Here is a 24,370-nt window from a genome sequence, read left to right on the forward strand (position 1 = left end):
ATGCTGCTCAAGGATGAAGTTGGAATGCTGCAACGCATTCCCTTGTTTTCTGGCATCGAGTCGACAAAGCTCAAGCTGCTTGCGTTCACATCCGATCGCGTGAGCTACAGCGCCGGCCAGATCCTTTTCCGGCAGGGTGACGAGGGAGACGCCGCCTATGTCATCCTTTCAGGCAGGGCGGATATTCTGGTCGATTCCGACAGCGGACCGATAAAAGTTGCCGAAATGGTGCCAAATTCGATTGTTGGCGAGATCGCCATATTGTGCAACAGCTCTCGCACTGCCACCGTCAGAGCGGCAAGTCCGCTGGAAGCCTTGAGAATCAGCAAGGATCATTTCCTGAGGCTTATGAAGGAGTACCCGGAAATGACCATCGAGATATTGCGGGTTCTTGCCGATCGCCTAAGCCATACGACCGCGGATCTGATCGACGCACGAAGCGCCAAATAACGAATGAGGTGCGCTCAGTCCTCGCTGTCGTGATGGCACTGGTCTCAGAAGGTCACCCGGAGAAAACCTGTCTCGCCTAGCAGCAGTTGTTTGGCTACGATGGGCGACGGGGTCAGCGAAGGGGTAGCATGGACGACGACGTTTTCCTGGTCAGGTTTTGGGGCGTGCGCGGCAGCATTTCGGTATCGGGGCCAGAATTCTCTCGCTATGGCGGCAACACAACCTGCATTGAGATGCAATGCGGTAAGCATACGCTTCTGTTCGACGCGGGCTCTGGCCTGCGGCCTGCCGGCGGGGCGCTTCGGGCGTCGGGCGTGACCGATTTCGACCTGCTTTTCACCCATTGCCATTACGATCACATCATCGGGCTGCCATTTTTTGCGCCGATCTATGACCGGAACGTCAAGGTTACGCTTTGGTCCGGGCATCTTGCAGGACGCATGACGACCCGGCAGATGGTCGATGAGTTCATGCAGCCGCCGTGGTTTCCGGTGAAATTGGAGATCTGCAAGGCAAGCCTCGACTGCCGCGATTTCGTATCCGGAGACGTGCTTCGGCCGCGCGAAGGGGTGGTGGTCCGAACCGGCAGTCTTATCCATCCGGGCGGCTGCATAGGCTACCGGGTCGAATGGGGCGGACGTGTCGTGGCGATGATCACAGACACTGAGCACGAGCCGGACAAACTCGATCAGGCGGTGCTCGGCCTGATCGAAGATGCCGACCTCGTGATTTACGATTGCACCTACACCGAAGAGGAAATGGAACGCCGCCGCGGTAACGGGCACTCGACATGGCAACAGGGCGTCAAGCTCTGTGAGGCGGCCGGTGCGCGGAGGCTTGCGCTGTTTCACCACGATCCGACACGCACCGACGAGGAACTGGACGAGATCGAGAAACTGGCCAAAGACAGGTTTGCCGGCGCTTTTGCCGCGCGGGATGGCCAGACGCTCAAATTTCCAGTCTCATTGCGCAAAAAGCGCTGAGCTATTTTCCTCTACCGGCGCTGCGCCCGATCAATGTCCTGATCGGAAGCCATGCGCAGGCTTCAGTCTGTGCGGTGACTGCGAACAGCCGTTCGAGGAAAAGCCAGGCCGATTCATCATGTACGAGATGGTGGGTGAGCAGGCCGACCGGTTCGCCGCCGTCGAATGCATGCTGCAATTGCGCGATGATAGCCTGAACCAATAGGCCATGATCACGGCAGCCGCGCGTGCCATGCCAATCCATGATGTCGACATTGCTGTTGATGACCGCCAGTGAAGCCGGCTTCGGCGGCCCATAGACCGACAATGCCGCAAATCCTATCGATCCAAGGTCGGATACCAAGCCGGCGTCGATCCTGTTCCAGGGTGGCACCAGCATCGGAACCGCACGTGCGCCGTGCAGGCCGGTTACGTGCGACAGCCCGCGAGCCAAATCATCGAGCACCGCCTCGCGTGGCCGATGCGCGCCGAGCTCCTGCTTTTTCTGGTCCTCGGGCGCATGATTTCGGTGCGCCCAGCCATGGATGGCGACCGTGGCATGCGGCGCCTCGTCAAGCCGGACGACAAGCTTGTCATCAGTCAGGGCCGGAATGACGGCCAGAGTGACCGGAACCGCGAATTCACCGGTGAGGTCGAGCAGCCGATCAAGCGCAGGCGTCGGATCCACGGCGTCGTCGTCGCGCAGCCAGAACTCTGCCTTACGGTCCGCCCGTTGCCGGCGCGCCAGTTCTTCAACCAAGGGCTGCCAGATCTGATCGGATGTCATGAAACGGGGATCTTCGCAAGAAGTTCGGCCAGACGCGCCACTGCAGCATCGAGGGAGCGTTCTTCGAGGATGAAACGTCTGGCTTCCGCGGCCATGATGGTTCTTTCGTCGTTACGGACCAGAAGCCTTTCAATGGCAGAAGCGAACGCCGCCACATCGCCCGGCGGGGTGAGAAACCCGGTCTGGCCATGCCGCACGACCTCCGGCACGCCGGCGATGTCCTGAGCCACCACTGGAAGGCCGGCGGCCTGTGCTTCAAGATAGGCAACGCCATAGGCCTCGCCGTAACCCGGCCAGACGTAAATTCCCCCGCTGTAGAGGACACCCGGCACGGCGGCTGGCTCAATCGCGCCAAGCCATTCGATACGGTCGGCGGGCAAGCCGGCGAATTGCGCTTTGACTTCGTCACGGGCAGGCCCGTCCCCGACGACCGACATGGTCCAGGGCAGGCGGCCGATCTGACCGAGCGCTTGCGCCAGCATGCGATAGCTTTCGACTTTGTCGCCCGGGCGCATCATGGCGACGGTAACGAGGCGCGTCGGACAACCCCGTGCCGGCATTTCCTGGAATACCGATGTGTCGATGAAGGGCGAAAGCATACCGAGAGCGGCGTCGGGAATCGCATCTGTCAGTCCCTGACGATCCCTTTGCGTGAAGCAGATGTTCAGCGCTGCCTGTTCGACGGCTCGCGCCACCAACGCTTGTGTATCGGCCCACAAACCGACGTTGCGCCGCCTCGAATAGGAGGCTTCCGCTGTCACATAGGGGACGGCAAAGGCCGACGCCAGCTCGAGCCCGATCAGGTCGGGCGCCTTGTAATAGGGATGATAGGAGAACCAGAGATCGGACTTGCCGTCACGATCCCAAAGCTTTGTCAGCCGCGCGACTTCCTCTCGGGCCTCGATCTTGAGCGCATCGAAACTTTTCGACTCCGGTTCGCGTAGATAGAAGCGTAATTCGGATGCCAGTTCGACGCTGTGCCCTCCATGCTCCAGCGCCTTGACCAGCATCCGTGCCATCTGGCGGTCGCCGGAGGCAACGGGATGATTGGGCGACTTCAGCGGCGCGTAGAAGGCAATTCGCATCGCGCGACCCTATCATCGGAAAGCCTGCGCAAGTCAATTTCGAAGCATGATCGACTTCACCTTCAAGCAGTGGAATGTGCTATCTGATGCTCATGGAAACAGCTGCCGCGTCCGACCCGTTTGTCGCTTCCTTGCCGGTCTTCGCAAAGTTCGAAAGCGTTGCCGATATCGACAACTATCGGCCTCTCCCCGATGGCTGGGCGCTGGCCACCGCCGACATTGTCGGCTCGACCAAGGCGATCGAGGCTGGGCGCTACAAAACCGTCAATATGGCCGGCGCCAGCGTCATTTCGGCGCTGCTCAATGCACTGGGTCGGCAAGATCTTCCCTTTGTCTTCGGCGGCGACGGCGCGCTCGTGGCGTTTCCTGGCTCGGCGCTGGAGATCACCCGCAACGCGCTGGCGGCTGTCCAGAGATGGGTGGCGGACGAACTGGACCTGACCTTGCGTGCCGCAATCGTGCCGATAAACGATATAAGAGCGCAAGGCCTCGACGTTCGCGTGGCGAGGTTCCAGGCCTCCGAGGCGGTCTTCTATGCCATGTTCGCCGGCGGTGGCGGCAGTTGGGCGGAAGCCGAGATGAAAGCGGGGCGCTACCGTATCGATCCTGCGCCGGCCGGCGCGCGGCCGGATCTGACCGGCCTCTCCTGCCGCTGGAACCCTATCGAAGCCCGACATGGCGAAATCGTCTCGATCATAGCCATACCGGGGGCGTCGCGCGACTTGCGCGGTTTTCAGTTTCTGGCTTCCGACATCATCGCCCTTGCCGGCATGCAGGAACGCGATGGCCACCCGGTCCCGGTGAACGGGCCAAGCTACAGTTTTTTGCCCGCCGGCCTCGATATCGAGGCGCGGGCCATGGCGCCGGCAGGATGGCGGTGGCTGTCGAAGCTGTGGATAGTGTTCCTGATGACGCTTACGGCTGTCACCGATAGATATGGCTGGACGATCGGCCGTTTCGATCCGAAGATCTACAAACGCGAGGTGGCCAGCAATTCGGATTTCCGCAAGTTCGACGACGGCTTGAAGATGACCATCGACGTTGACGCGGATGTGTTGCAACGGATCGAGAACCGGCTGAAACAGGCGGAAGAGGCGGGCATCTGCAACTATGGCCTGCACCGCCAGAAATCGGCCCTGATGACATGCCTCGTCGCCTCGCCGCTGCAGCGCGATCACGTTCATTTCATCGATGGCGCCGCCGGCGGCTATGCGATGGCTGCTGCAAGCCTGAAGGCGAAGGTGCCGGTCTGATGACGGCTTGCGGAAATCGATCTTCCGCAATATGCCTCGGCCATGGTTCTTGGCATCAGGTGAGCCTCGCCACGGGAGCGGACAGCCTGTCCGAATTGACGGGAAAGCAGATTTTTGGACGCCTCACTATCGACATATGACCGTCTTCTGAACCGGATTTCGACGCGCGCCGCGCAAATCGGCGTGATCGGACTGGGCTATGTCGGGTTGCCGCTGGCGGTTGCAATCGCACGCGCCGGCTTCCCGGTTTCCGGCTTCGACATCGAAGCCCAGAAGGTCGAGAGCCTGAACAACGGCCAATCCTACATTGAGGCGGTAACGTCGACAGCCCTTGCCGGCCAAGTGGCGAGCGGACGGTTCCGAGCCACTGCGGATTTTGCCGAACTGGGCGTCTGCGATGTCATCATCATCTGCGTTCCGACACCGCTGACGAAACACCGCGAGCCGGACCTCTCCTTTGTCAGGGACACGGCAGGCACCATCGCGAAGCATCTGCGTCTCGGCCAGCTGATCGTGCTGGAATCGACCACCTATCCCGGCACCACCGACGACGTGATCAAGCCCATACTGGAAGAAACCGGCTTGCAGTCGAAGATAGACTTCTTCCTCGGCTTCTCGCCCGAACGCGAGGATCCCGGCAACCGCAGCTTTGAAGTCGCGACGATCCCCAAGGTCGTGGCAGGCGACGGCATTGAAGCGGCGACGCTCGTGCAGGCTTTCTACCGGGGCGTGGTCGAGACCGTCGTTCCGGTTTCCACCACGGCGACCGCCGAGGCGGTCAAGCTGACGGAAAACATTTTCCGCTCGGTCAACATAGCCCTCGTCAACGAGTTGAAGGTCGTGCTCGGTGCGATGGGCATCGACATCTGGGAGGTGATCGAGGCGGCAAAGACCAAGCCCTTCGGCTACATGCCTTTCTATCCTGGCCCCGGACTTGGCGGGCACTGCGTTCCGATCGATCCCTTCTACCTGACGTGGAAGGCGCGCGAATACGAACTGCCGACCCGCTTCATCGAGCTGGCGGCGGAGATCAACACGGCTATGCCGCGTCATGTGGTCGATGAACTGGCGAAGGCGCTGGACCGGCGCTGCGGCAAGGCGCTCAGCCGCTCGCGCATTCTCATCATCGGGCTCGCCTATAAGAAGAATGTGCCCGACATCCGCGAAAGCCCCTCATTGCGGCTCATTGAACTCATCGAGGAATGGGGCGGCAAGGCGGAATTCCACGATCCGCATGTTACCGAAATCCCGACCACACGGGAGCATATGGCGATCAAGGGGCGTCGCTCGGTCGAATTGACCGAGGCGGCCTTGAAGGATTTCGATGCTGTCGTCGTTGCAACCGACCACGACGCGATCGACTATCAGGCGATCGCTGATCACGCTCTTCTGATCGTCGACACACGCAATGTTTTTGGCCGCCTCGGGCTAGCCCGAGAGACGGTGGTGAAGGCCTGACGGCGTCTGAGCCGGCGAATTTTTTGCCCGATGTCAGGATCGTGGTTGCACTCCGCCGGCAGCCTCGCCACATAGTGCCCCAAGAGATAAGATAGATGCAGTTACGCCTGCTCCTTGCATGCAAGGACAGTCATTGGGGAAATTCTTCGCCGGCTTTTGCCGCCGAAGCCGGCTTCATTGACTTCGAGGTCTTGTCTTGGGGTCGTTGGCGGACTGTGTTGTGGCGGATCAAAGCAGTGGCTCGTCTTCGACGGGTTTGGAGATAGCATGAGCACAGCGCAAGCAGAAATTTCCACCATTCTCATGGATAAGGTTGCCGATTGGCTGAGCCAATCGGCGCTGGCGGGCAACGACCTGGAAACATTGGTAAAAGGCTTTTGTGAACGGCTGGCTGCTGCCGGCCTGCCACTGAAGCGGGTGCATTTGAGCTTTTCGATGCTTCATCCGCTTTATGACGCGCTTGGGTTCACCTGGTTTCGCGGCCAGGGCATGGAAATGGAAGGCTTCCGCAATGAGGGCGGCGTGCCGTCTGACAGGTTCCTGACCAGCCCATACTACCATCTGCTCAGCAACAAGCTCGACCATCTGCGGCGCCGGTTCAACTCGTCGGTGCCGTCGGAGTTTCCTGTTTTCGATGAACTCAGGCTTATGGGCGTCACCGATTACATGGCTTTCGTCCATCCCTTCAGCGGCAACACCAGTCAGGGCATGATGGGGTCCTGGTGCACCGACAGTGCTGCAGGCTTCAGCGACAGCATGATTGCGGCGCTGCTGCGCATCCAGAACCATCTCGCTGTCGCAACCAAGATGGCGGTGCTCACCAAGCTCGCCGACAACATGATGACCACTTATCTCGGCGGCGACGCCGGCAGGCGCGTGCTCGACGGTCAGATCAAGCGCGGCGAGGGCGATACAATCCGGGCCGCACTGGTCATGGGCGATATGCGCGGGTCGTCAAGGCTTGCCGAAACCTCCGGCCGCGAAATCTATATCGATACGCTGAACCAGTTTTTCGACGCCGTTGCTGCACCTTTCAATCGCAAAGGCGGGCAGATCATGAGTTTCATAGGGGATGGCTTCATTGCCGTCTACCCTTGCGAAAGGCACCGCTCGCAGTCCGAGATCGCCTGCCAGGCTGCTCTTGCGGCAGCGCACAAGGCCACCGCGCGCATGATGGATCTCAATCTGCGCAGAAAGGAAAAGGGGTTGTCCGACATAAAATTTGGCATCGGCCTGCATGTCGGCAATGTGATGTTCGGCAATGTCGGGCTTACCGACCGGCTCACATTCTCTGTCTTCGGCTCGGCTGTAAACGAGGTCCAGCGCCTCCAGACCCTGACCAAGAAATATCCGCACAGCGTTCTCGCCAGCAAAGACTTCGCCAGCTATTGCGGCGCCAACAGCTGGCTGACGCTCGGCAACGAGGAACTGGCGGGCATCAAGCAGAAGCTGACGGTGCTTTCACCTGATCTGTCGGGTGCTCTCGCACTCGATGAAGACGGTGCGATGGAGCCGATTCGCGACCGAATATCGGACGCCGAGCAGGTCATGCTGCTTCATCGCGATGCCGCGCGGCTGTCGGCGGGCGACCCGAGGAAGCTCCAGTAAACCGCCACGATCTGATCCGAACGCCTTTGGTATGCAGTCCGGTCGCCGGTTCCGCCAGGGAACTGGCGACCGTTTCGAATCCAAGTTGCTCTAGGCTGGCAATGCGCTAGTCTCGCTTTCTGGGTCGGCCGCCCCGGCAGGCCGCCAGAGTGGGGCTGGTGTGAGAATGAATTCGGGTGTTGATCTGCTGCGGATCGAAGATGTTGGCATCTCTTTTGCCATTATCGGGGGACCGTTGCATGCCGTCAGGCGTGCAAATCTTCGCGTCCTGCCCGGCAAGGTTACCGCGCTTGTGGGCGAGTCCGGTTCCGGAAAATCGGTTCTCAGCCAGGCAGTGATGGGCATTTTGCCGAAGACAGCCCATGTTCGCGGCCGTATCCTGTTTTCCGATCCTGAAAAGCCCGGCACGACGCAGGATATCCTGCAGATGCCGCGTGACGGACCCGAAATCCGGGCGTTGAGAGGCAGCCGCATCGGCAAGATCTTTCAGGAGCCGATGACATCGCTGTCGCCGCTGCACACGATCGGCAACCAGGTCAGCGAATCCCTGCAGATTCATACGCCCATGGCTCGGGCGGAGCGCAAGGCGCGGACCGAGGAAATGCTCAGCCTTGTCGGCTTTCCCAATCCCAAGCGCGCCTATGACATGTATCCCTTTGAACTTTCGGGAGGATTGCGTCAACGCGCCATGATCGCCATGGCGCTTATCTGCCGGCCCGCCCTGTTGATCGCCGACGAGCCGACGACCGCATTGGACGTCACCATCCAGGCGCAAATCCTGCAATTGCTGCGCGAGCTTCAGACCAAGCTGAACATGGCGATGCTGCTGATCACGCACGACCTCGGCGTGGTCGCCAATGTCGCCGACGAGGTGGTGGTCATCTACCATGGCGAGATCATGGAAGCGGGGCCTGTCGAGGCGATATTCCGCCGGCCAGGTCACCCTTACCTGAAGGGCCTGATGGCAGCCGTTCCGCATTTCGACCTGAAGCCTGGCGAAAGGCTAAAGGCGCTCCGCGAGGTGCCGGTGAATGTCGGGAACCTGCTCGGCAAGCAGACGGCGCCGGTATCGAAAGGGCCGGACGACATCCTGCTGTCGGTCAAGGATCTGGAAAAGACCTTCACCACCCGCAAGTCCGGATGGTTCGGCGGGGATCATCAAACCTCTGTTCGCGCCGTGGACGGCGTGAGCTTCGATATCAGGCGGGGTGAGTGCCTGGGTCTGGTCGGCGAAAGCGGCTCCGGCAAAACCACCGTCAGCAAGATCCTCATGCGGGCTGTTACCCCTAGCGGCGGCTCTGTGATCTTCAACGGCCGCGATGGACCGATCGACGTCTTGGCAGCCGGGGGAAACGCCCTGCGCATGCTGCGCGCGAAAATCCAGATGGTCTTCCAGGATCCGGTTTCGTCGCTTTCACCTCGCATGACGGTGGAGAACATCTTGAGCGAGCCGCTGGAAATCCATCAACGTGGCAATGCCGCTTCCCGACTCGCCACAGTCAAGAGCCTGATGCAGGCAATCGGGCTCGATCCGCGCTTCATCAAGCGTTATCCGCACAGTTTCTCCGGCGGGCAGCGTCAGCGTATCGGCATCGCGCGCGCGTTGGCGCTGGGGCCTGAACTCCTGATCTGCGACGAGCCGGTTTCAGCACTCGATGTCTCTGTCCAGGCGCAGATCCTGAACCTTCTGAAGGACCTGCAGAAGGAACTGGGCCTGACCTACCTGTTCATATCCCACAACCTGGCGGTGGTGGACTACATGGCAGACCGCATCGCAGTGATGTGCGGCGGGCGTATCGTCGAGCTTGCGCCGCGCGAAATTCTGCTTAGGAAACCGGTGCACCCCTACACGCGCTCACTGGTCGCCGCAGTACCTTTCCCCGATCTCGACAGGCCGATGGATTTCAAGACGCTGAATCTCAGCGGCGCTTCCGACACCAGCGCATGGGGACCGCAATTCCGCGACGAGGGCGACGAGGATATGCTGTCGCCGCTCGATCTTGGCGGCGGCCACCTCGTGCTGGCCCGACGTTCGGCAGATGTCAGCGAGCTACGCCATTGATCAGCCGGCGCACCGTCCTTGGGCTCATGGCTTCGGCATTTCTGCCGGGCACGTTGCACGCCGGCGATCTGGAGCCGGAATTTCTTCAGCCGTACCTGAAGGCCAGGGCGCTGCCGGCACTCGCCGAACGCCTGCCCAAGAGCCCGCGCGCGGTGAATCTCGCTGCGATGGGCCGGCAGCCCGGCCAGTATGGCGGCACGCTGCGTACGATCATCGGCAGCCAGAAAGATATCCGGATGATGACGATCTATGGGTATGCTCGCCTGGTCGGCTATGACGAAAAGCTTAACATGCAAGCCGACATTCTCGAAAGTTTCGACGTAGCGAATGATCGCGTCTTCACTTTCAAGATACGGGAAGGGCATAAATGGTCTGACGGTGGCCTGCTGACGCCGGAGGATTTTCGCTATTGCTGGGAAGATGTCTGGCTGAACGATGAGCTTTCGCAAGGCGGGCTTGCCCCGGCCCTGCTGGCGGACGGCAAGCCGCCACGCTTCGAGATCGTCGATCCGTTGACGGTCCGCTATAGTTGGGATGCGCCCAATCCCGACTTCCTGCCCAGGCTCGCTGCTGCTTCGCCGCTATCGCTTGTTCTGCCAGCCGCCTATCTCAAGCAGTTCCACAAGAAATACCAGGATCCATTCCGGCTCGCCGGCCTAATGAGGGAGAACCGGGCCAAGAAATGGACGCTCCTGCATATCCGCATGTCGCGGCAGTATCGCCCGGAGAACCCGGATTTGCCGACGCTCGATCCCTGGCAGAACCGGACCAAGCCGCCGGCTGAGCAGTTCGTCTTCGAGCGCAACCCGTTCTTTCATCGAATAGACGAGAATGGCCGGCAACTGCCCTATGTTGACCGGATTGTCATGAATGTCAGCTCGTCGGCGATCATTTCCGCCAAGACCGGTGCGGGCGAGAGCGACCTGCAATGCATGGGAATTGACTTCACCGATTACTCCTTCCTGAAGGATGCGGAGAAGCGCTACCCGGTGAAGATGCATCTCTGGAAACGCACACAGGGTTCGCGGCTGGCGCTGCTGCCCAATCTGAATTGTGCCGACCAGGTGTGGCGTCGCCTTTTTCGCGACGTGCGCGTGCGCCGCGCACTTTCGCTCGCTGTGGACAGGCGCGAGATCAATATGGCTGTGTTCTACGGATTAGCACAGGAAAGTGCCGATACGGTCCTGCCGGAGAGCCCGCTCTACCGGCCGGAATTCGCGAAAGCCTGGGTCGCCCATGATCCCGACCAGGCCAATGCCCTGCTCGACGAGGTCGGGCTTCAGACGCGTGACGATGACGGCCTGCGGATACTTCCCGATGGACGCCCGGCGCAGATCATAGTGGAGACGGCCGGCGAAAGCACGCTGGAAACCGACGCGCTCGAACTCATCACCGATCACTGGCGCAAGATCGGCATCGCCTTGTTCATCCGGACTTCGCAGCGCGATATCTTCCGCAGCCGCGCGGTTGGCGGCCAGATCATGATGTCGATGTGGTCGGGTATCGACAATGGCGTGCCGACCGCCGACATGAACCCGAGCCAACTGGCCCCCACCATCGACGACCAGCTGCAATGGCCGCTCTGGGGTGCTCACTACTTGTCTCATGGCAAGCTCGGTGAGGCGCCCGATCTTCCGCCTGTGGTCGAGTTGATGGCTTTGCTCAAGCGCTGGAACGCATCGACCGAAACCACGGAGCGCGCCGAAATCTGGAATTCGATGCTGTCGATCTACACCGATCAGGTGTTTTCGATCGGCACGGTGAACGGAACGCATCAGCCGGTTCTGGCGTCCTCGCGGCTGCGCAACCTGCCTGACAAGGCGCTCTACGGCTACGACCCGACTGCCTATTTCGGTGTCTACATGCCGGATACATTCTGGCTTGGAGAGTCCTGAGCGTGCTTCGATATCTTGTCTGGCGCATCGCCGTGATGGTTCCAACGCTGCTGATCATATCGGCGCTGGTGTTCACGATCATCGAACTTCCCCCAGGCGACTATTTCGACAGCTATGTTGCCGAGCTTCGGGCTCAGGGCGAAGGGGTGGATTCCGATCGCATCGAGATGATGCGCAAGGAATATGGTTTCGACAAGCCGCCGATCGTTCGCTACTTCTACTGGGTCGGCGGGATGCTGCACGGCGATTTCGGCTATTCCTTCGAATATGAGCTGCCGGTTCGCGACGTCGTCGGGGACCGAATGTGGCTGACCGTGATGGTTTCCTTCGTCACGATCGTCTTCACCTGGCTCATCGCCTTTCCAATCGGCATGTACTCCGCCACGCATCAATACAGCTGGGGCGACTACGGCCTGACTTTCTTCGGCCTTCTCGGCCTTGCCATTCCGAACTTCATGCTGGCGCTGATCCTGATGTATTTCGCCAACATCTGGTTCGGCACATCCATCGGCCATCTCATGGACCAGCAATATCTCAGCGAGCCGATGAGCTGGGCCAAGGCGAAGTCGATCCTCGCCCATCTCTGGATCCCGGTCTTGATCATCGGCACCGGAGGCACGGCAAGCATGATCCGGCGGCTGCGCGCCAATCTGCTCGATGAGCTACACAAGCAATATGTCGTGACCGCGCGCGCCAAAGGCCTTCATCCCTTCAAGGCGCTGGTCAAATATCCGCTGCGCATGGCGCTCAATTTCTTCATTTCCGACATCGGCTCTATCCTGCCGGCCATCATCTCCGGCGCCGAAATCACGGCGATCGTGCTGTCTTTGGAAACGACCGGGCCGATGCTGATCAAGGCGCTGCAAAGCCAGGACATGTATCTGGCAGGGTCGTTCCTGATGTTCCTCGCCTTCCTGACGGTCATCGGTGTCCTGATTTCCGACCTGGCGCTGGCGCTGCTTGATCCACGAATTCGTTTGCAGGGCGGCAGCACCAAATGAACACGAATTCTCCGCTGCCCGCTCCGGGTGCTCCACTGCAACACTACGTTTCCATCGCGCCCATTGACCTGCAGTCGGTCGAGGCGATGACGCCGGAGCAGTCGAAAGTCTATCAGGCGTCGCAGTTGCGGCTGATGTGGTGGAAATTCCGGAAGCACCGGCTTGCCGTTATATCAGGCATATTCCTGGCAGTGCTTTATTTCGGGATACTGATCTGCGAGTTCCTGGCGCCCTACAATCTGCACACGCGCAACATGGACTACATCTATTCGCCGCCGCAGCGGGTGCACCTGTTCCACAACGGCCAGTTCGTCGGGCCGTTCGTCTATGGCCGCCGGATGACGCTGGATATGGACACGCTCAAGCGGAACTACATCGAGAACCACGATGATGTTCAGCGGATCCGCTTCTTCTGCAGGGGCGACAGTTACCGGTTCTGGGGCCTGATCGAAGGTGACAGGCATTTTGTCTGCCCTGCCGAAAACGGCCAGCTCTTTCTGGCCGGCACTGACAGGCTGGGGCGCGACGTGCTCTCGCGCATCATCTATGGCGCACGCATTTCACTGACAATCGGCCTCGTCGGTATCAGCTTCAGCTTCCTGCTCGGCATTGTTATCGGCGGACTGGCCGGCTATCACGGCGGTATCTTCGACCTGATCGTGCAACGGATAATCGAAGTTCTGCAATCGATCCCCAGCATTCCGCTATGGCTGGCTCTGGCGGCTATCATGCCGATAACCTGGAGTCCGGCCCTGATCTATTTCGGCATCACCGTCATCCTCGGGCTGCTCGACTGGACCGGACTGGCGCGGGCCGTGCGTTCGAAGCTTCTAGCCTTGCGCGAGGAGGATTACGTTCTGGCCGCGCAATTGATGGGCGCCAGGAGCAGCCGCATCATCGGGCGGCACCTCATTCCCGGCTTCATGTCGCATCTGATCGCGACGGCGACGCTCTCCATACCCAGCATGATCCTGGGCGAGACGGCGCTGAGCTTCCTCGGGCTCGGCCTGAGGGCGCCGATAACCAGTTGGGGCATCCTGCTCACCGAGGCGCGCAGCGTCAACGTGATCGCGTTCTATCCATGGCTGCTTTTGCCGATGCTCCCCGTCATTCTCGTCATCATGGCGTTCAACTTCCTCGGCGACGGCTTGCGGGACGCCGCAGACCCCTACAAGTGAGATCGCAATTCCGCCGCGCGCCGTGCCGCCGACTCCACCCGGTATGATCCTTGTCGGCGGCCTGTTCGGCTATTGCAATGTTCATTGCTCGCCTCTATGTGCGGGACTGGTTCAGGACATACAATCGCCTATGAGTCGCCTCGACAGTTTCATCCGCAGGATGACCGCACAGCGCGACATTCTCGATCATGTCTGCACCGAGGTGGCGAAGATGGAGGGGCCCGTGGTCGAGCTCGGCCTCGGCAATGGCCGGACGTTCCACCATCTGCGCGAGCGCCTGCCCGGACGCCGGATCGTGGCGTTCGACCGCGCACTTGCCGCACACGCCAGCTCAATTCCCGAAGCTGAAAACCTCGTGCTCGGCGAAATACGCGAGACGGCGAGCAGGTTCATTGGCATCGATGCCGCTCTTGTTCATGCCGACATCGGTACCGGCTATGAAGATCTCGATGCAGTGACCTCTACCTGGCTTCCCGATCTGATTGCGCGCCTGCTTCGCGTCGGCGGCATCGCGGTCAGCGGCACGCCGCTCGATCACCCGCAGTTGCAACGCCTCCCGCCGCCGCCTTCGGTGCCCGCCGATCGTTATTTTGTCTGTAGGCGCGTGTGAGAGGCCGAGACGACCCAAATCTTCAGGGGCCAAGTCTTCAGGGGATCGTATAGACTGCGATCTCCCGCTCAATGCCGCGCAGCGAGACCTCGTGGGGCACGGGCGTCAGCGCTTTCCTGTGCAACAGATCGGCGGTGAGATTGTCGTCGACCACCGCACGAGTGGCGAAGATCGCCTGTGCGGTGGCAAGGTTCTGGACCCGCGAAGCAATGTTGACCGTCTGGCCGAAATAGTCCTGTCGCTCGTTCATGGACACGGCGATGCAGGGGCCGGCGTGGACTCCGATTTTGAGCAGCAGATCCTCGCGCCCGCTCTTGTCGTTGAGCGCACGCATGGCATCGCGCATCCTGAGGGCCGCCGCAATCGCGCGATCAGGCGTCGCGAAGGTCGCCATCACCGCATCACCGATCGTCTTCACCACCGCGCCTGCCTCCGCCGCGACGATCTCGTGCAGAACCTGGAAATGCTCGCGCACGAGATCGAAGGCTGAAAGGTCGCCCACCCGCTCGTAAAGCGCGGTCGATCCGCGCAGGTCGGTGAACAGGAAGGTCAGGCTGGTGATCTTCAGGCGCTGGTTGATGTCGAGCGTGTCCGCACGATAGAGATTGCGGAACGTCTGGTTGGTGAGCAGGCGCTTGGCGGTCAGGAAGGGCCGGCGTTTGCCCAGCAAATCATGCAATGCCTGGCCGGCGATGAAGACCGTCGGCAGCACGCGGGTGTCGGTCCTGTTTTCCAGCGAAATGCGCATCGGGCCCGGTTGCATCTCCAGCGTCTGGCTCTGCACATGGTCGCGGTCGAAGACCAAAGAGAGGCTTCGGCGTTCCTTTGTTGGTTCGCCCTTCCCGTCGATGAACTGCGCTGAATGGGTGACCGGATCGAAGACGATGATGAATTCGGACGGAAGCTGTATGAGCAGAAACGCCTTTTCACCGGGCGCAAGCTCGATACCCTCCAGCGAGAACGCTTCCATCTTTTTGGCGAAATCCTCTTCCGGCAGATCGACGCCGGACCCCCAGTAGATCTGGCGGAAATATTCCACCAACGGCAGTTCGTGTGGATTGTGGGCGGCAATCCTGCGCACGCGGGAACTGACGGTGAATGTCACCTCGACCATCTCGTCGAGGGTCGGCGAATAGCCCTCGGCGCACAGCGCGCAGGTGTATTCGTCCTTCTGCAGGGTTTTCAGCGTGGCGTTGGTGTCGAGCACGCCGCCACAGCCGGGGCACAGAACATTCCAGGAAATGTCGAAGATGCCCACCCGCGCCGCGTGGAGAAAGGCGCCTATGGTGCGTTCCTCGTCGAGGCCATGCTTGCTGGCGAAGGCTGGCGCATTGATGCGGCAAAGTTCGCGGTCCTGGCCTTCCGCGATGGTTCGCTCGATCGCGTCGATTGCCTGTGGATCGACATCGGTCGATTGCCGCAGAAGCGAGAACAGATCCTGAGCTTCGTTCATCGTGCAGGCTCCGGACGCCCCATGAGGCATGGTTGACCGGACCGCTCTTTGGTCCGAGTCTTCATTCTACTTCGAAACGGACCGTACGGCCATTCGAATAGACAAGCCTGGTGACAGTCCAATTTCCATTCGCGGTAACCGGCACTATGATGATCCATGGGGAATTCATCCTTGGGGCTCTCTCCCATGCCGACATCCGACAACCCGCCATTTCCGGCGGCCCTGCGCCTTTTCTCTGCGGTGGTCATCATCGTCCTGATCGTAGGCGCCGGCCTGTTTTTCGCACCCGTCCTGGTCAAGCCGCGCTGGCCTTGGGCCGTCACGCCGTTCAATGCCCGCTTCCTCGGCGGCTTCTACACCGCCGAAATGGTCGTGATGGCGGCGCTGCTGTTGTGGAATCGCTGGTCGCCCGCCAGGCTCGTGCTCGTCATGGCCTTCATCTTCACCGTCATCGTGTCGGTGGCTTCGTTCCTCAATCTCGGCTATTTCAACTTCGGGCGCAAAGCGCCCTGGCTCTGGTTTTTGGTCTATCTTGCTTCGGTCGCGGTATCCGGGCTGTTCCTGTGGCGGGCCAGGGCCCGTCCTTCTGCAAAAGGCGTGACCTTAAACCCCGCATGGCGCGGCTACATGCCGGTGGAATCGGCGATCCTTGGGCTCTATGGCGTCGGCCTGTTGCTGTTTCCCCTGACATTCAGCAGCATCTGGCCATGGCCGGTAGACGCCTTCCACGCTCAGGTCATCTTCCTCGCCGGTGCGGGCGGCATATATCTCGTCTGGAGAAGCGCGCCGCGCGAGGAACTGCTGGTGCTCGGCTTGGCGCAGTTTCTGGTTGGCCTGCTTGCCATCCTTGGCCTCGTCATCACCGACGCTGCGGTGCACCGGATCGACTGGCCGGCGACCGGGACATTGTGCTGGCTCGCCCTTTTCGGCTGGATCGGCATCAGCGGCGTCTTCAAACTCTACACCGCCTCCCGGTATTTTAGCTCGCAATCGGCATCATAGGTTGCAGAGACGACTGGATTTTCAGGGGACGTCCGGTGCATCGTGCCGAGCCGATTGCCTTCGCCGGGAGCGCCATGACCAGCACGACCTCGCCATCCTCCGAGAAAATCCAACCGCAGCTGCGGTCCGTCCGGCCAAGCGATGCGGAGGCGCTTTGCGCTATCTTCAACATGCCGGGCTTCCGCGGGGGCACGCTCAGGATGCCCTTCGAGCGGGTAGAGCAGGTGGAGCGGCGCATCGCCAAGTCCGGCCCGGAAACCACCTGGATCGTTGCCGAGTTGGACGGCAAGGTCGTCGGCCATGGCAGCCTGGTCGTACAGGGTTCGCCGCGCCGTTCGCATATCGGCGAGATCAATATCGGCCTTGACGATGCCTTTGTCGGCAAGGGCATCGGCTCTGCCATACTTGGCGCGCTGCTTGACGTGGCCGACAACTGGCGCGCCCTGAAGCGGGTCGAATTGACCGTCTATGCCGACAACGAACCGGCCGTCCGTCTCTACACAAGCCACGGCTTCGAGGTCGAAGGCCGGCATGTGAAGGCCGGTTTTACCGACGGGCAGTACCACGACCTCCTGAGCATGGCCCGGCTGCGGTTCTGAGGTCTCCCTTGGCGTTTACACCGCAAGCGGCTAATGCATGTCGCTCAAAAGTGGTCCCGGTTTTGGGAGAACGACATGCTAAAAAACAAAGGTCTAAAGCGCGTCGCATGGGTCCGTTCAAACGCGACGCGCTTTAGACGGGACCAATGACCGCCGTCTTCGATCCAACCCCTACGCCTCCGGCGGAAATTCTGGCTGTGCTGTCGCTGCTCTGTCCGGAAGTCGTGCGTGACATCGAGCAGAACTGGAATGCACCGGTTTCCGATTACGCCCGCCATCTGTGGCGGCCGGTGGCAAGGCCTGCATCGGCCCCGGCGATCGCTGCCCGCTCGATCCTGCGCGAAGTCCTGCATCAGCGCCTTGGTGTGATCATGCAGCCTGAAGAGATCGGCAAGGCGCTCGAAGAGTTCGAGCACAGACCGGTGATTCAGTCCGGCCTGCACTGCCTGCTTCTGATGGACCGGATCACCTTCGATGCCGTCCTGCTTGCCTGGCTCGGCGCGGTCGAAAACGGGCTGTCGGCCTTCGTCGGCTTCATGGGAACGACGATGACCATGGAGACAATTGGCCGGGAGGGGCCGGGATGGCTCGATGTCGGCGACGACAAGGTCAACCTGTTTGGCATGGGGCGCCACAAACTGTGCCGCAAAAGCGCCTGCGTGGCCGGTCCCGTCTCCCTCAACAAGCGCGCGCTCGAAGCGGTGGGCGATGAAACGGATGCCAGCCGCTGGCTGGGCACACTGCTTGCCAACCAGGACAAGGTGTTTGGAACCGCCGCCGATGCGCTGACAGCCCTCAACGAGGATCTGGTCGCCGATTGGGATCGTTCCGGCATGGCCCTGCCGGTTTTCATCGATGATCGGCTCGCCGCGGCTGCCATGGCGCGGCATCTAGAATATGACGGCAGCCTTCTTTCCAGGCTGCTCATTGAGCCCGCAAGGCGCCAGCGTCTCGAACGTGCCTTGCAAGAGGCCGCATCGAGCCCCTTTGGCAGGTTTCTGCCCAATGCCACGGCCTATTTCTGGGGCATCCGCGAGGAGCGCGTGCGCAAGCTCGTCCTCGAGAACGGGCACCTGATCGAGCCTGACAAGCCGCATGGTCTTTCCATCCCGTTCGAGCGGCCGCATCTCAAGCAGGCGCTGCTGGACGGCGTGCTGCTGCCGAACTTGTTCCTGATGTTCCTCGTCCTTGCCATATTGCCGCGTGTGCGGGTTGTGGGCGGCCTGAGACAGATTGGCTATGTAGCGCTTTTCCACTCGATCCTGCTGGCTGCGCTGGACGAAAACATGCCGGAAGAGCGCGATCTGGCTGCGGAGCTGCAGGTTCGGGAAAATGCCTGGGGCATGCGGGTCATCGATGAAAAGATCTCGGTCCGCGAGCAGCTTGCCGGCCTGCCGGAAGGGTCGCTCTTCCCGGACCTGCTCCGGCAATACCGTTTGCGGACACTTGCCGAGACGACCGACGACCTGAAGCTGGTTCGCGAAAACGCCCGATGGCGCAAGATCGGCCAGGCAGAGATCAAGGCGACCTGAGCCTCGCTTCAGGCCTTATTTCAGGTTGATTTTCTAATTTCGACGACGGCTTCCGCCTCGACGATCATATGGCTTGCCTGCGATCCGTCTGCAGTTCAAGGCCTGACCTGACATGGGCTCACCTGTCATTGCACGACACCGGCCTTGCGGAGCCCGTCCACCACGAGTTCGAAATCGGCAGGGTTCTTGTAGGGCAAGACTTTGCGACGGTATTCCAGCGAATAGTCGGGATTGACGCGAAGCACCTCCTGCCATGCCGCGCGGGCCTCGGCGAAACGGCCCAGATGGCCGTAGCTGGCGGCCAGAAGCGCGCGCGAGACGTCGGTAACAGCGTTGCGAGCCAGCCGTTGCATCAAGAGGCCAACGGCCTCTTCGTATCTTCCCAGTTGAAACAAGGCCAAAGCCTGGAAGTGCAGAAGCACATCCGGAAAGTACGGATTCAAGGTCTTCCCCCGGGCGAAACTCTCGAGGGCCTCCTCAGGTCTGCCCGAATAGTACAGCGCCTCGCCGAGGATCACGTGCCCTTCGGCGAAGTTCGGATTGAGGGCGATCGCGCGCTCGGCCTCGCCGATGGCCCCATCGTGCCGTCGTGTGTACAGCTTGGCTATAGCCAGCGCCCAGTGCGCCCAGGGATCGCTGTCATCCAGCGTTACCGCTCGCGTTGCGACCTCTTCCGCTTGCGCCATCGATTCCGGCGGCGAGGCACTCCACCTGTTCAGGTAATCGAGTCCGTGCGTGAGGGCGAGGAAAGCGTGGGCCGAGGCAAACTTCGGGTCCAGTTCGATGGCACGTTGCAAGAGGTCGCGGGCTGCGAGGTTCGTCTCCTTCGTCAGCCGGTGCCACAGCTCCCGGCCCCGCAGGAAACAGTCATACGCCTCCGCGTTGCGCGGGTGCTCGGGCGCCAGCCGCTGACGGTCACCCTCCGTCAGATTGAGCGCCAGCGCAGCGACGATCTGCTGCGTCACGTCGTCTTGCACGGCGAATATGTCGGTCAGGTCGCGATCGAACCGCTCCGCCCAAAGATGGCCGCCCGAGGTTGCATCGATGAGCTGCGCGGTGATGCGCACCCTGTTCCCCGACTTGCGTACGCTGCCCTCAAGGACATGCCGCACGCCGAGCTTCGTGCCCACCTCCTGCACATGGACGTTCTGGCCCTTGAAGGTGAACGACGAATTGCGTGCGATGACGAAGAGTTGCGACAGTTTGGACAGCGCCGTGATGATGTCTTCGGAGATGCCGTCGGCGAAGTAGTCCTGTTCGACGTCACCGCTCATGTTGGCGAACGGCAGGACGGCTATCGACAGCTTCGGCGGCGCTGCCGGCCGGCTCGTCGCGGTTTCCGAGGTCGCGGCCGCCTTGGTCCCGGCGCTGCCGACTTGCAGCGAATAGACCCGGATCGGCTCGGCGATGTTCTTGAGCTGCGTGCTGCCGAGATCGCTGACCGAGAGGTCGAGCCTCGCCTTGACCTGGCGATAGGCATCCTCGGACAGGCAGATGGCGCCGGGCGCCGCGACGCCCTCCAAACGCGAGGCGATGTTGACGCCGTCGCCCATCAGGTCGCCGTCGCTTTCTTCGACCACATCGCCCAGATGGATGCCGATCCTGAACTCGATGCGGCGGTCCTGCGGCACGCCGGCATTGCGCTCAACCATACCATTCTGAACCTCAACGGCGCAGCGCACGGCATCCACCACACTGCGGAACTCAACCAGCGCCCCATCCCCGGTGCGCTTGATCACCCGTCCGTTGTGCACGGCGATGGTCGGATCGATCAGGTCGCTGCGCAGGGCCCGCAACCTCGCCAAAGTAAGATCTTCGTCCGCGCTCGCGAGCCGGCTGTATCCGACCACATCCGCAGCCAGGATCGCGGCCAGCTTACGATTCTCGCTCATCGGTCCGTCTCCTCGTCCCTACGATAGCAGGAAGACGGGGGGTACGAGGGAACTTTCGCAAACGACGGCCACGCAGCCGCCCGAACGACAGGACTCACACTGATCGCTCGATGCCCATCTGCGCTGCCGCTTGCTGGTCGACGGCTATCGGTTCATTCTTGTGAATACCCTGGCCGTGAAGTGCGTATCGAGATCACGCCGTCACGGCCCCTAGTGAGGTCTTGTTCGATGGACTGCTCGGGCTGCGGTTTGGAGGTTGAGAGCGGATACGCTTTCTGTCCGAGGTGTGGCAGGCGCCAGCCCGTGACATGCGCCAGTTGCGGCTACCCCTGCGCACCTGATTTCGAGTTCTGTCCGAAATGTGGGGCAAGCCTCGGTGCGCCCGCAAAAGCCGTCGAACAGCCTGCTCCGACACCAAGCCGGACCATTGTGCCGCCTTCTCGAACTCCGTCGCTGCTTGCGAACATCGAAAGCGAAGATGGGCTGCATCCGGTCTCTGACGCCGATCGCCGGACTGTGACGGTCCTGTTTGCTGACCTTTGCGGCTTCACGACACTCAGCGAGCAGCTCGACCCCGAGGTCATGCAAGCGCTGCAGAACGAACTGTTCAAGGAATTGACGGCGGCCGTGCGAAACTTTGGTGGTTTCGTCGACAAGTTCATCGGCGATGCACTGCTCGCTCTGTTCGGTGCGCCGGTCGCGCATGAGGACGATCCGGAACGTGCGCTTCGCGCCGCTCTCGACATGATCGCCCGGACGGCGCGGCTCGGCGAAAGCGCGCCGCCCTCCGGCTCGCCTCTGTTACTCCACATCGGCATAAACACTGGTCCGGTCGTCACTGGCGGATTGGGCATCGGCACCGCCAAATCCTATTCGGTGACCGGCGACACAGTGAATACGGCGCAACGCCTGCAATCGCTGGCCGCACCGGGTGAGGTGCTGGTAGGCGAGCTCACTCACAGGCTGACCCGGCATGCCTTCTCTTACGAGTCGCTGGGTGATGTCGTGCTTCGCGGCAAGGCTGGCAGTGTGCTCGTCCATCGGCTGGATGCACCGCTTGCGGCGCCGCGTGCAGCGCGTGGGCTCGAGGCGCTCGGCCTCAGCGCGCCGATGATAGGTCGTGATGCGGAGCTCCAGAGAATGCTGGCGAGCCTTGACCAGGCGTGCGGCGGCTCGGCCCAACTTGTCCGCCTCGTCGGAGAAGCCGGTATCGGGAAATCGCGGCTGGTGAAGGAGTTCGTCGCCCGCGTCGGCGACGAGGATCGTTTTCGCAACGTCGCCGTGCGGCAGGCAACGTGCTCACCGCTGGGCGAACAATCATTTGGCGCCTTGGGCGCAGTGGTGCGCAGCGCTGCCGGGATGATGCAAAACGACAATGGGGACGAAATGCGGGGGAAGCTCGCAGGCTTGCTTACCGATCTCGGCCTGCAGGGCGAGGAGGCGAAGCGGCTGATGCCCTTGCTCTACCATGTGCTTGGCCTTGGCGACCCCAATGCCACCTTGCAGCATGTCGAGCCCGAGCAGCTGCGGCGGCAAATTCTCTACGCAGTCCGGACAATCATCGAACGGCGGCTTGCGTTGTCGCCGCTGTTGATTGTCGTCGAAGACCTGCACTGGGCTGACGCCGTGTCGCTCGAGGCACTGCGTTTCGTGATGGACAGGTTGGAACGCACGCGGTTGATGTTGCTGGTCACGCATCGTCCGGCGCCGGACAACGACCAGCTCGACTCAAGTCGGGTCAGCCACACAGCGCTCAGGCTTTCGCCGCTCAACAGTGACGACGGACGCAGCCTGCTGGCGGCGCTTTTCGGCGAGAGCTGGGTAAACTCCGCAGGAAGGCTTGTCGACCAGATCCTCGAGCGCGCGGGCGGCAACCCCCTTTTTGTAGAGGAGATCGTTCGCGGCCTTATCGATCGCGGTGTACTGATGCGCGAGGGCCAGCGATGGCGGACTGTGGCAGGCGAAGTCGCAACCGGCATTCCCGCCACTATCCAGGCAATGTTGCTTGCTCGCGTCGACCGGCTGCCCCAAGAGGTGCGCCGGTTGGCCCAGGAAGCCGCGGTAATCGGCCCGCGCTTCGATGCCACACTTCTGAAAACCGTGACAGCCGACCCCGGCCGGCTAGAAGCCGGCTGCGAACTGCTTTGCGATGCGGAAATCATCGAGGAAGTTGCCGGATCAGGCTCGGTCTCGTCGCAAAGCTACCGCTTTACGCAAACATTGCTGCAGGACGTGATCTACCAGAATCTGCTCCTGCAACGCCGGACCGACATCCACGGGCGGGTCGGTGCTGCCTTGGAGCAACTGTGCGGCGACAAGCCGGAACGGCTCGAGGATTTGACCGTGCTCGGTCATCATTTCGCACTGAGCGCCGAGCGGGAGAGGGGCGCACATTACCTGCAGGCGGCGGGCGATCGCGCTCGCATGATATACGCCAACGACGACGCCCTTCGTTTCTACGAGCGAGCCCTGACTGCGTTGGACGCGATCGGGCAAACACCGCTCAAACTGGCAATTGCAGAACGCATTGCCGATTTGAGCGGCCCGGTAGGCCGCCGCGAGATCGCGCACCACCACTACGAGACGGTGTTGCAGGCATACCGCGAGTCAGCCGATCGTGTCGCTTCGGCGCGCGTTTTGCGTAAGATCGGTCGGCTGCTCTGGGACGTCGGCAAGCGGGACGACGCGGAATCCCGCTATGCTGAAGCGGCAGCGCTCCTCGATGGAGCGGATGCCCCGATCGAGCAGGCGCATCTGTGGCAAGAACGTGGCCGACAGGCGTTCCGTAGCGGAGACAACGCTCTCGCGGCAAAATGGGCGGACGCGGCGCTGGATTGCGTACGCACTCTGACAACGGAGCATGTCTCCGAGGTAGGGCGTGATGCCACTCTTGTGACCGCCGAGGCACTTAATACCAAGGCTGTTGCGCTGGCCCGCCTTGGGCGAAACCGTGAAGCCGTGCGAGAGGTTGAGCGAAGCATTGAATTGGCCGAAGCCGCCGGTCTACTGGGCGCGGCCTGCCGCGGCTACACCAATCTCGGCGTGCTTTACACGACCATCGATCCGGCAAAGGCGATGGAGGTCTGTCGGCGCGGTCTTGAAGTGGCGCGCCATATTGGTGATTTGGGTTTCCAGGCGCGCCTTCTCGCCAATCTGGCGGTCGCTTGTTGTACTTTCACGGATCGCTGTCCAACGGAGGGCGTGCCTGCTGCCGAGAAGGCCATCGAGATCGACCGGGCGCTCGACCAGCGCGAGCACCTGCCGGTGCCGTTGATCGTGCTTGGGCAGATCCATCAGTGCAACGGCCGTCCGGAACTGGCGGTTGGCTTGTTCCACGAAGCACTGGACGTAGCCCGCGAAACAGGCGAACCCCAACTGCTGTTTCCGTGCTATGATGGTCTTGCAACGCTTAATCTCGACCTCGACAATCTGGCCGAGGCCGAACGCTACTTTTCCCTGGCGCAGGGTATATGCGCCCAGCACGGGCTCGACCCGGAAGCGCTTGTGGTGCTGCCTTTTCTCGACTAGCCGGGGTGGGAGGTT

General features: G+C 61.3%; 18 protein-coding genes. 14 read left to right on the forward strand and 4 right to left on the reverse strand.

Annotated features, from left to right (window positions below; all coding sequences use genetic code 11):
- Both B5V02_RS16185 and B5V02_RS16190 read left to right on the forward strand, forming a co-directional pair.
- Positions 1 to 450: a cyclic nucleotide-binding domain-containing protein gene (locus B5V02_RS16185; protein ID WP_111545113.1), complete on the forward strand. Its 450-nt coding sequence runs from the start codon at positions 1 to 3 to the stop codon at positions 448 to 450.
- A gap of 128 nt (positions 451 to 578) precedes the next feature.
- The gene (locus B5V02_RS16190; protein ID WP_111545114.1) at positions 579 to 1,433 is read left to right on the forward strand and encodes an MBL fold metallo-hydrolase; all 855 of its coding nucleotides are present in this window, start codon (positions 579 to 581) and stop codon (positions 1,431 to 1,433) included.
- Position 1,434: 1 nt separating this feature from the next.
- On the opposite strand, the gene B5V02_RS16195 is transcribed toward B5V02_RS16190, so the two are convergent.
- Positions 1,435 to 2,199: a polysaccharide deacetylase family protein gene (locus tag B5V02_RS16195; protein WP_111545115.1), complete on the reverse strand. Its 765-nt coding sequence runs from the start codon at positions 2,197 to 2,199 to the stop codon at positions 1,435 to 1,437.
- A complete protein-coding gene (locus B5V02_RS16200) occupies positions 2,196 to 3,284 on the reverse strand; it encodes a glycosyltransferase family 4 protein (RefSeq protein ID WP_111545116.1) in 1,089 nt (362 codons plus the stop codon). The genes B5V02_RS16195 and B5V02_RS16200 overlap by 4 nt, the downstream gene beginning before the upstream one ends.
- Positions 3,285 to 3,358: 74 nt before the next feature.
- Here B5V02_RS16200 and B5V02_RS16205 point away from each other — a divergent pair, with 74 nt between their 5' ends.
- From B5V02_RS16205 to B5V02_RS16240, 8 genes are all read left to right on the forward strand, one after another.
- The gene (locus B5V02_RS16205) at positions 3,359 to 4,537 is read left to right on the forward strand and encodes a DUF3095 domain-containing protein (protein ID WP_111545117.1); all 1,179 of its coding nucleotides are present in this window, start codon (positions 3,359 to 3,361) and stop codon (positions 4,535 to 4,537) included.
- 114 nt (positions 4,538 to 4,651) lie between these two features.
- Entirely contained in the window at positions 4,652 to 5,995 is a 1,344-nt protein-coding gene (locus tag B5V02_RS16210) for a nucleotide sugar dehydrogenase (RefSeq protein WP_111545118.1), read from the forward strand.
- Positions 5,996 to 6,262: 267 nt separating this feature from the next.
- Positions 6,263 to 7,603 carry an adenylate/guanylate cyclase domain-containing protein gene (locus B5V02_RS16215; RefSeq protein ID WP_111545119.1) on the forward strand — a complete coding sequence of 447 codons (1,341 nt, stop codon included), beginning with the start codon at positions 6,263 to 6,265 and terminating at the stop codon, positions 7,601 to 7,603.
- Between the two features lie 166 nt (positions 7,604 to 7,769).
- A complete protein-coding gene (locus tag B5V02_RS16220) occupies positions 7,770 to 9,665 on the forward strand; it encodes an ABC transporter ATP-binding protein (protein ID WP_111545120.1) in 1,896 nt (631 codons plus the stop codon).
- A complete protein-coding gene (locus tag B5V02_RS16225; protein WP_111545121.1) occupies positions 9,662 to 11,560 on the forward strand; it encodes an ABC transporter substrate-binding protein in 1,899 nt (632 codons plus the stop codon). The genes B5V02_RS16220 and B5V02_RS16225 overlap by 4 nt, the downstream gene beginning before the upstream one ends.
- A 2-nt stretch (positions 11,561 to 11,562) precedes the next feature.
- Positions 11,563 to 12,561: an ABC transporter permease gene (locus B5V02_RS16230; RefSeq protein ID WP_111545122.1), complete on the forward strand. Its 999-nt coding sequence runs from the start codon at positions 11,563 to 11,565 to the stop codon at positions 12,559 to 12,561.
- Entirely contained in the window at positions 12,558 to 13,739 is a 1,182-nt protein-coding gene (locus B5V02_RS16235) for an ABC transporter permease (RefSeq protein WP_111545123.1), read from the forward strand. Before B5V02_RS16230 ends, B5V02_RS16235 begins: the two co-directional genes overlap by 4 nt.
- 130 nt (positions 13,740 to 13,869) lie before the next feature.
- The gene (locus B5V02_RS16240) at positions 13,870 to 14,349 is read left to right on the forward strand and encodes a class I SAM-dependent methyltransferase (RefSeq protein ID WP_111545124.1); all 480 of its coding nucleotides are present in this window, start codon (positions 13,870 to 13,872) and stop codon (positions 14,347 to 14,349) included.
- Positions 14,350 to 14,386: 37 nt separating this feature from the next.
- Here B5V02_RS16240 and B5V02_RS16245 read toward each other — a convergent pair whose 3' ends face one another.
- Positions 14,387 to 15,802, reverse strand: coding sequence for an adenylate/guanylate cyclase domain-containing protein (locus B5V02_RS16245; RefSeq protein ID WP_111545125.1), 1,416 nt, complete (start codon positions 15,800 to 15,802; stop codon positions 14,387 to 14,389).
- A 186-nt stretch (positions 15,803 to 15,988) separates the two neighbouring features.
- On the opposite strand from B5V02_RS16245, the gene B5V02_RS16250 reads away from it, so the two are divergent.
- The 3 genes from B5V02_RS16250 (at position 15,989) to B5V02_RS16260 (ending at position 18,935) form a co-directional block, all read left to right on the forward strand.
- Positions 15,989 to 16,804, forward strand: a complete 816-nt coding sequence (locus B5V02_RS16250; RefSeq protein WP_111545126.1) for a hypothetical protein — start codon at positions 15,989 to 15,991, stop codon at positions 16,802 to 16,804.
- Between the two features lie 74 nt (positions 16,805 to 16,878).
- Positions 16,879 to 17,403 (forward strand): GNAT family N-acetyltransferase, encoded by a 525-nt coding sequence (locus tag B5V02_RS16255; protein ID WP_111545441.1) that lies wholly within the window; start codon positions 16,879 to 16,881, stop codon positions 17,401 to 17,403.
- Between the two features lie 146 nt (positions 17,404 to 17,549).
- On the forward strand, positions 17,550 to 18,935 hold the full coding sequence (locus B5V02_RS16260; protein ID WP_111545127.1) for a hypothetical protein: 1,386 nt from the start codon (positions 17,550 to 17,552) through the stop codon (positions 18,933 to 18,935).
- 125 nt (positions 18,936 to 19,060) lie between these two features.
- Here B5V02_RS16260 and B5V02_RS16265 read toward each other — a convergent pair whose 3' ends face one another.
- A complete protein-coding gene (locus B5V02_RS16265) occupies positions 19,061 to 20,827 on the reverse strand; it encodes an adenylate/guanylate cyclase domain-containing protein (protein WP_111545128.1) in 1,767 nt (588 codons plus the stop codon).
- A 228-nt stretch (positions 20,828 to 21,055) separates the two neighbouring features.
- Here B5V02_RS16265 and B5V02_RS16270 point away from each other — a divergent pair, with 228 nt between their 5' ends.
- The gene (locus B5V02_RS16270; RefSeq protein WP_111545129.1) at positions 21,056 to 24,355 is read left to right on the forward strand and encodes an ATP-binding protein; all 3,300 of its coding nucleotides are present in this window, start codon (positions 21,056 to 21,058) and stop codon (positions 24,353 to 24,355) included.
- The last annotated feature ends 15 nt before the right edge of the window (positions 24,356 to 24,370 follow it).

This window comes from Mesorhizobium kowhaii, from assembly GCF_003253745.1.
In the GTDB taxonomy this organism is placed as follows: Bacteria; Pseudomonadota; Alphaproteobacteria; order Rhizobiales; family Rhizobiaceae; genus Mesorhizobium; species Mesorhizobium kowhaii.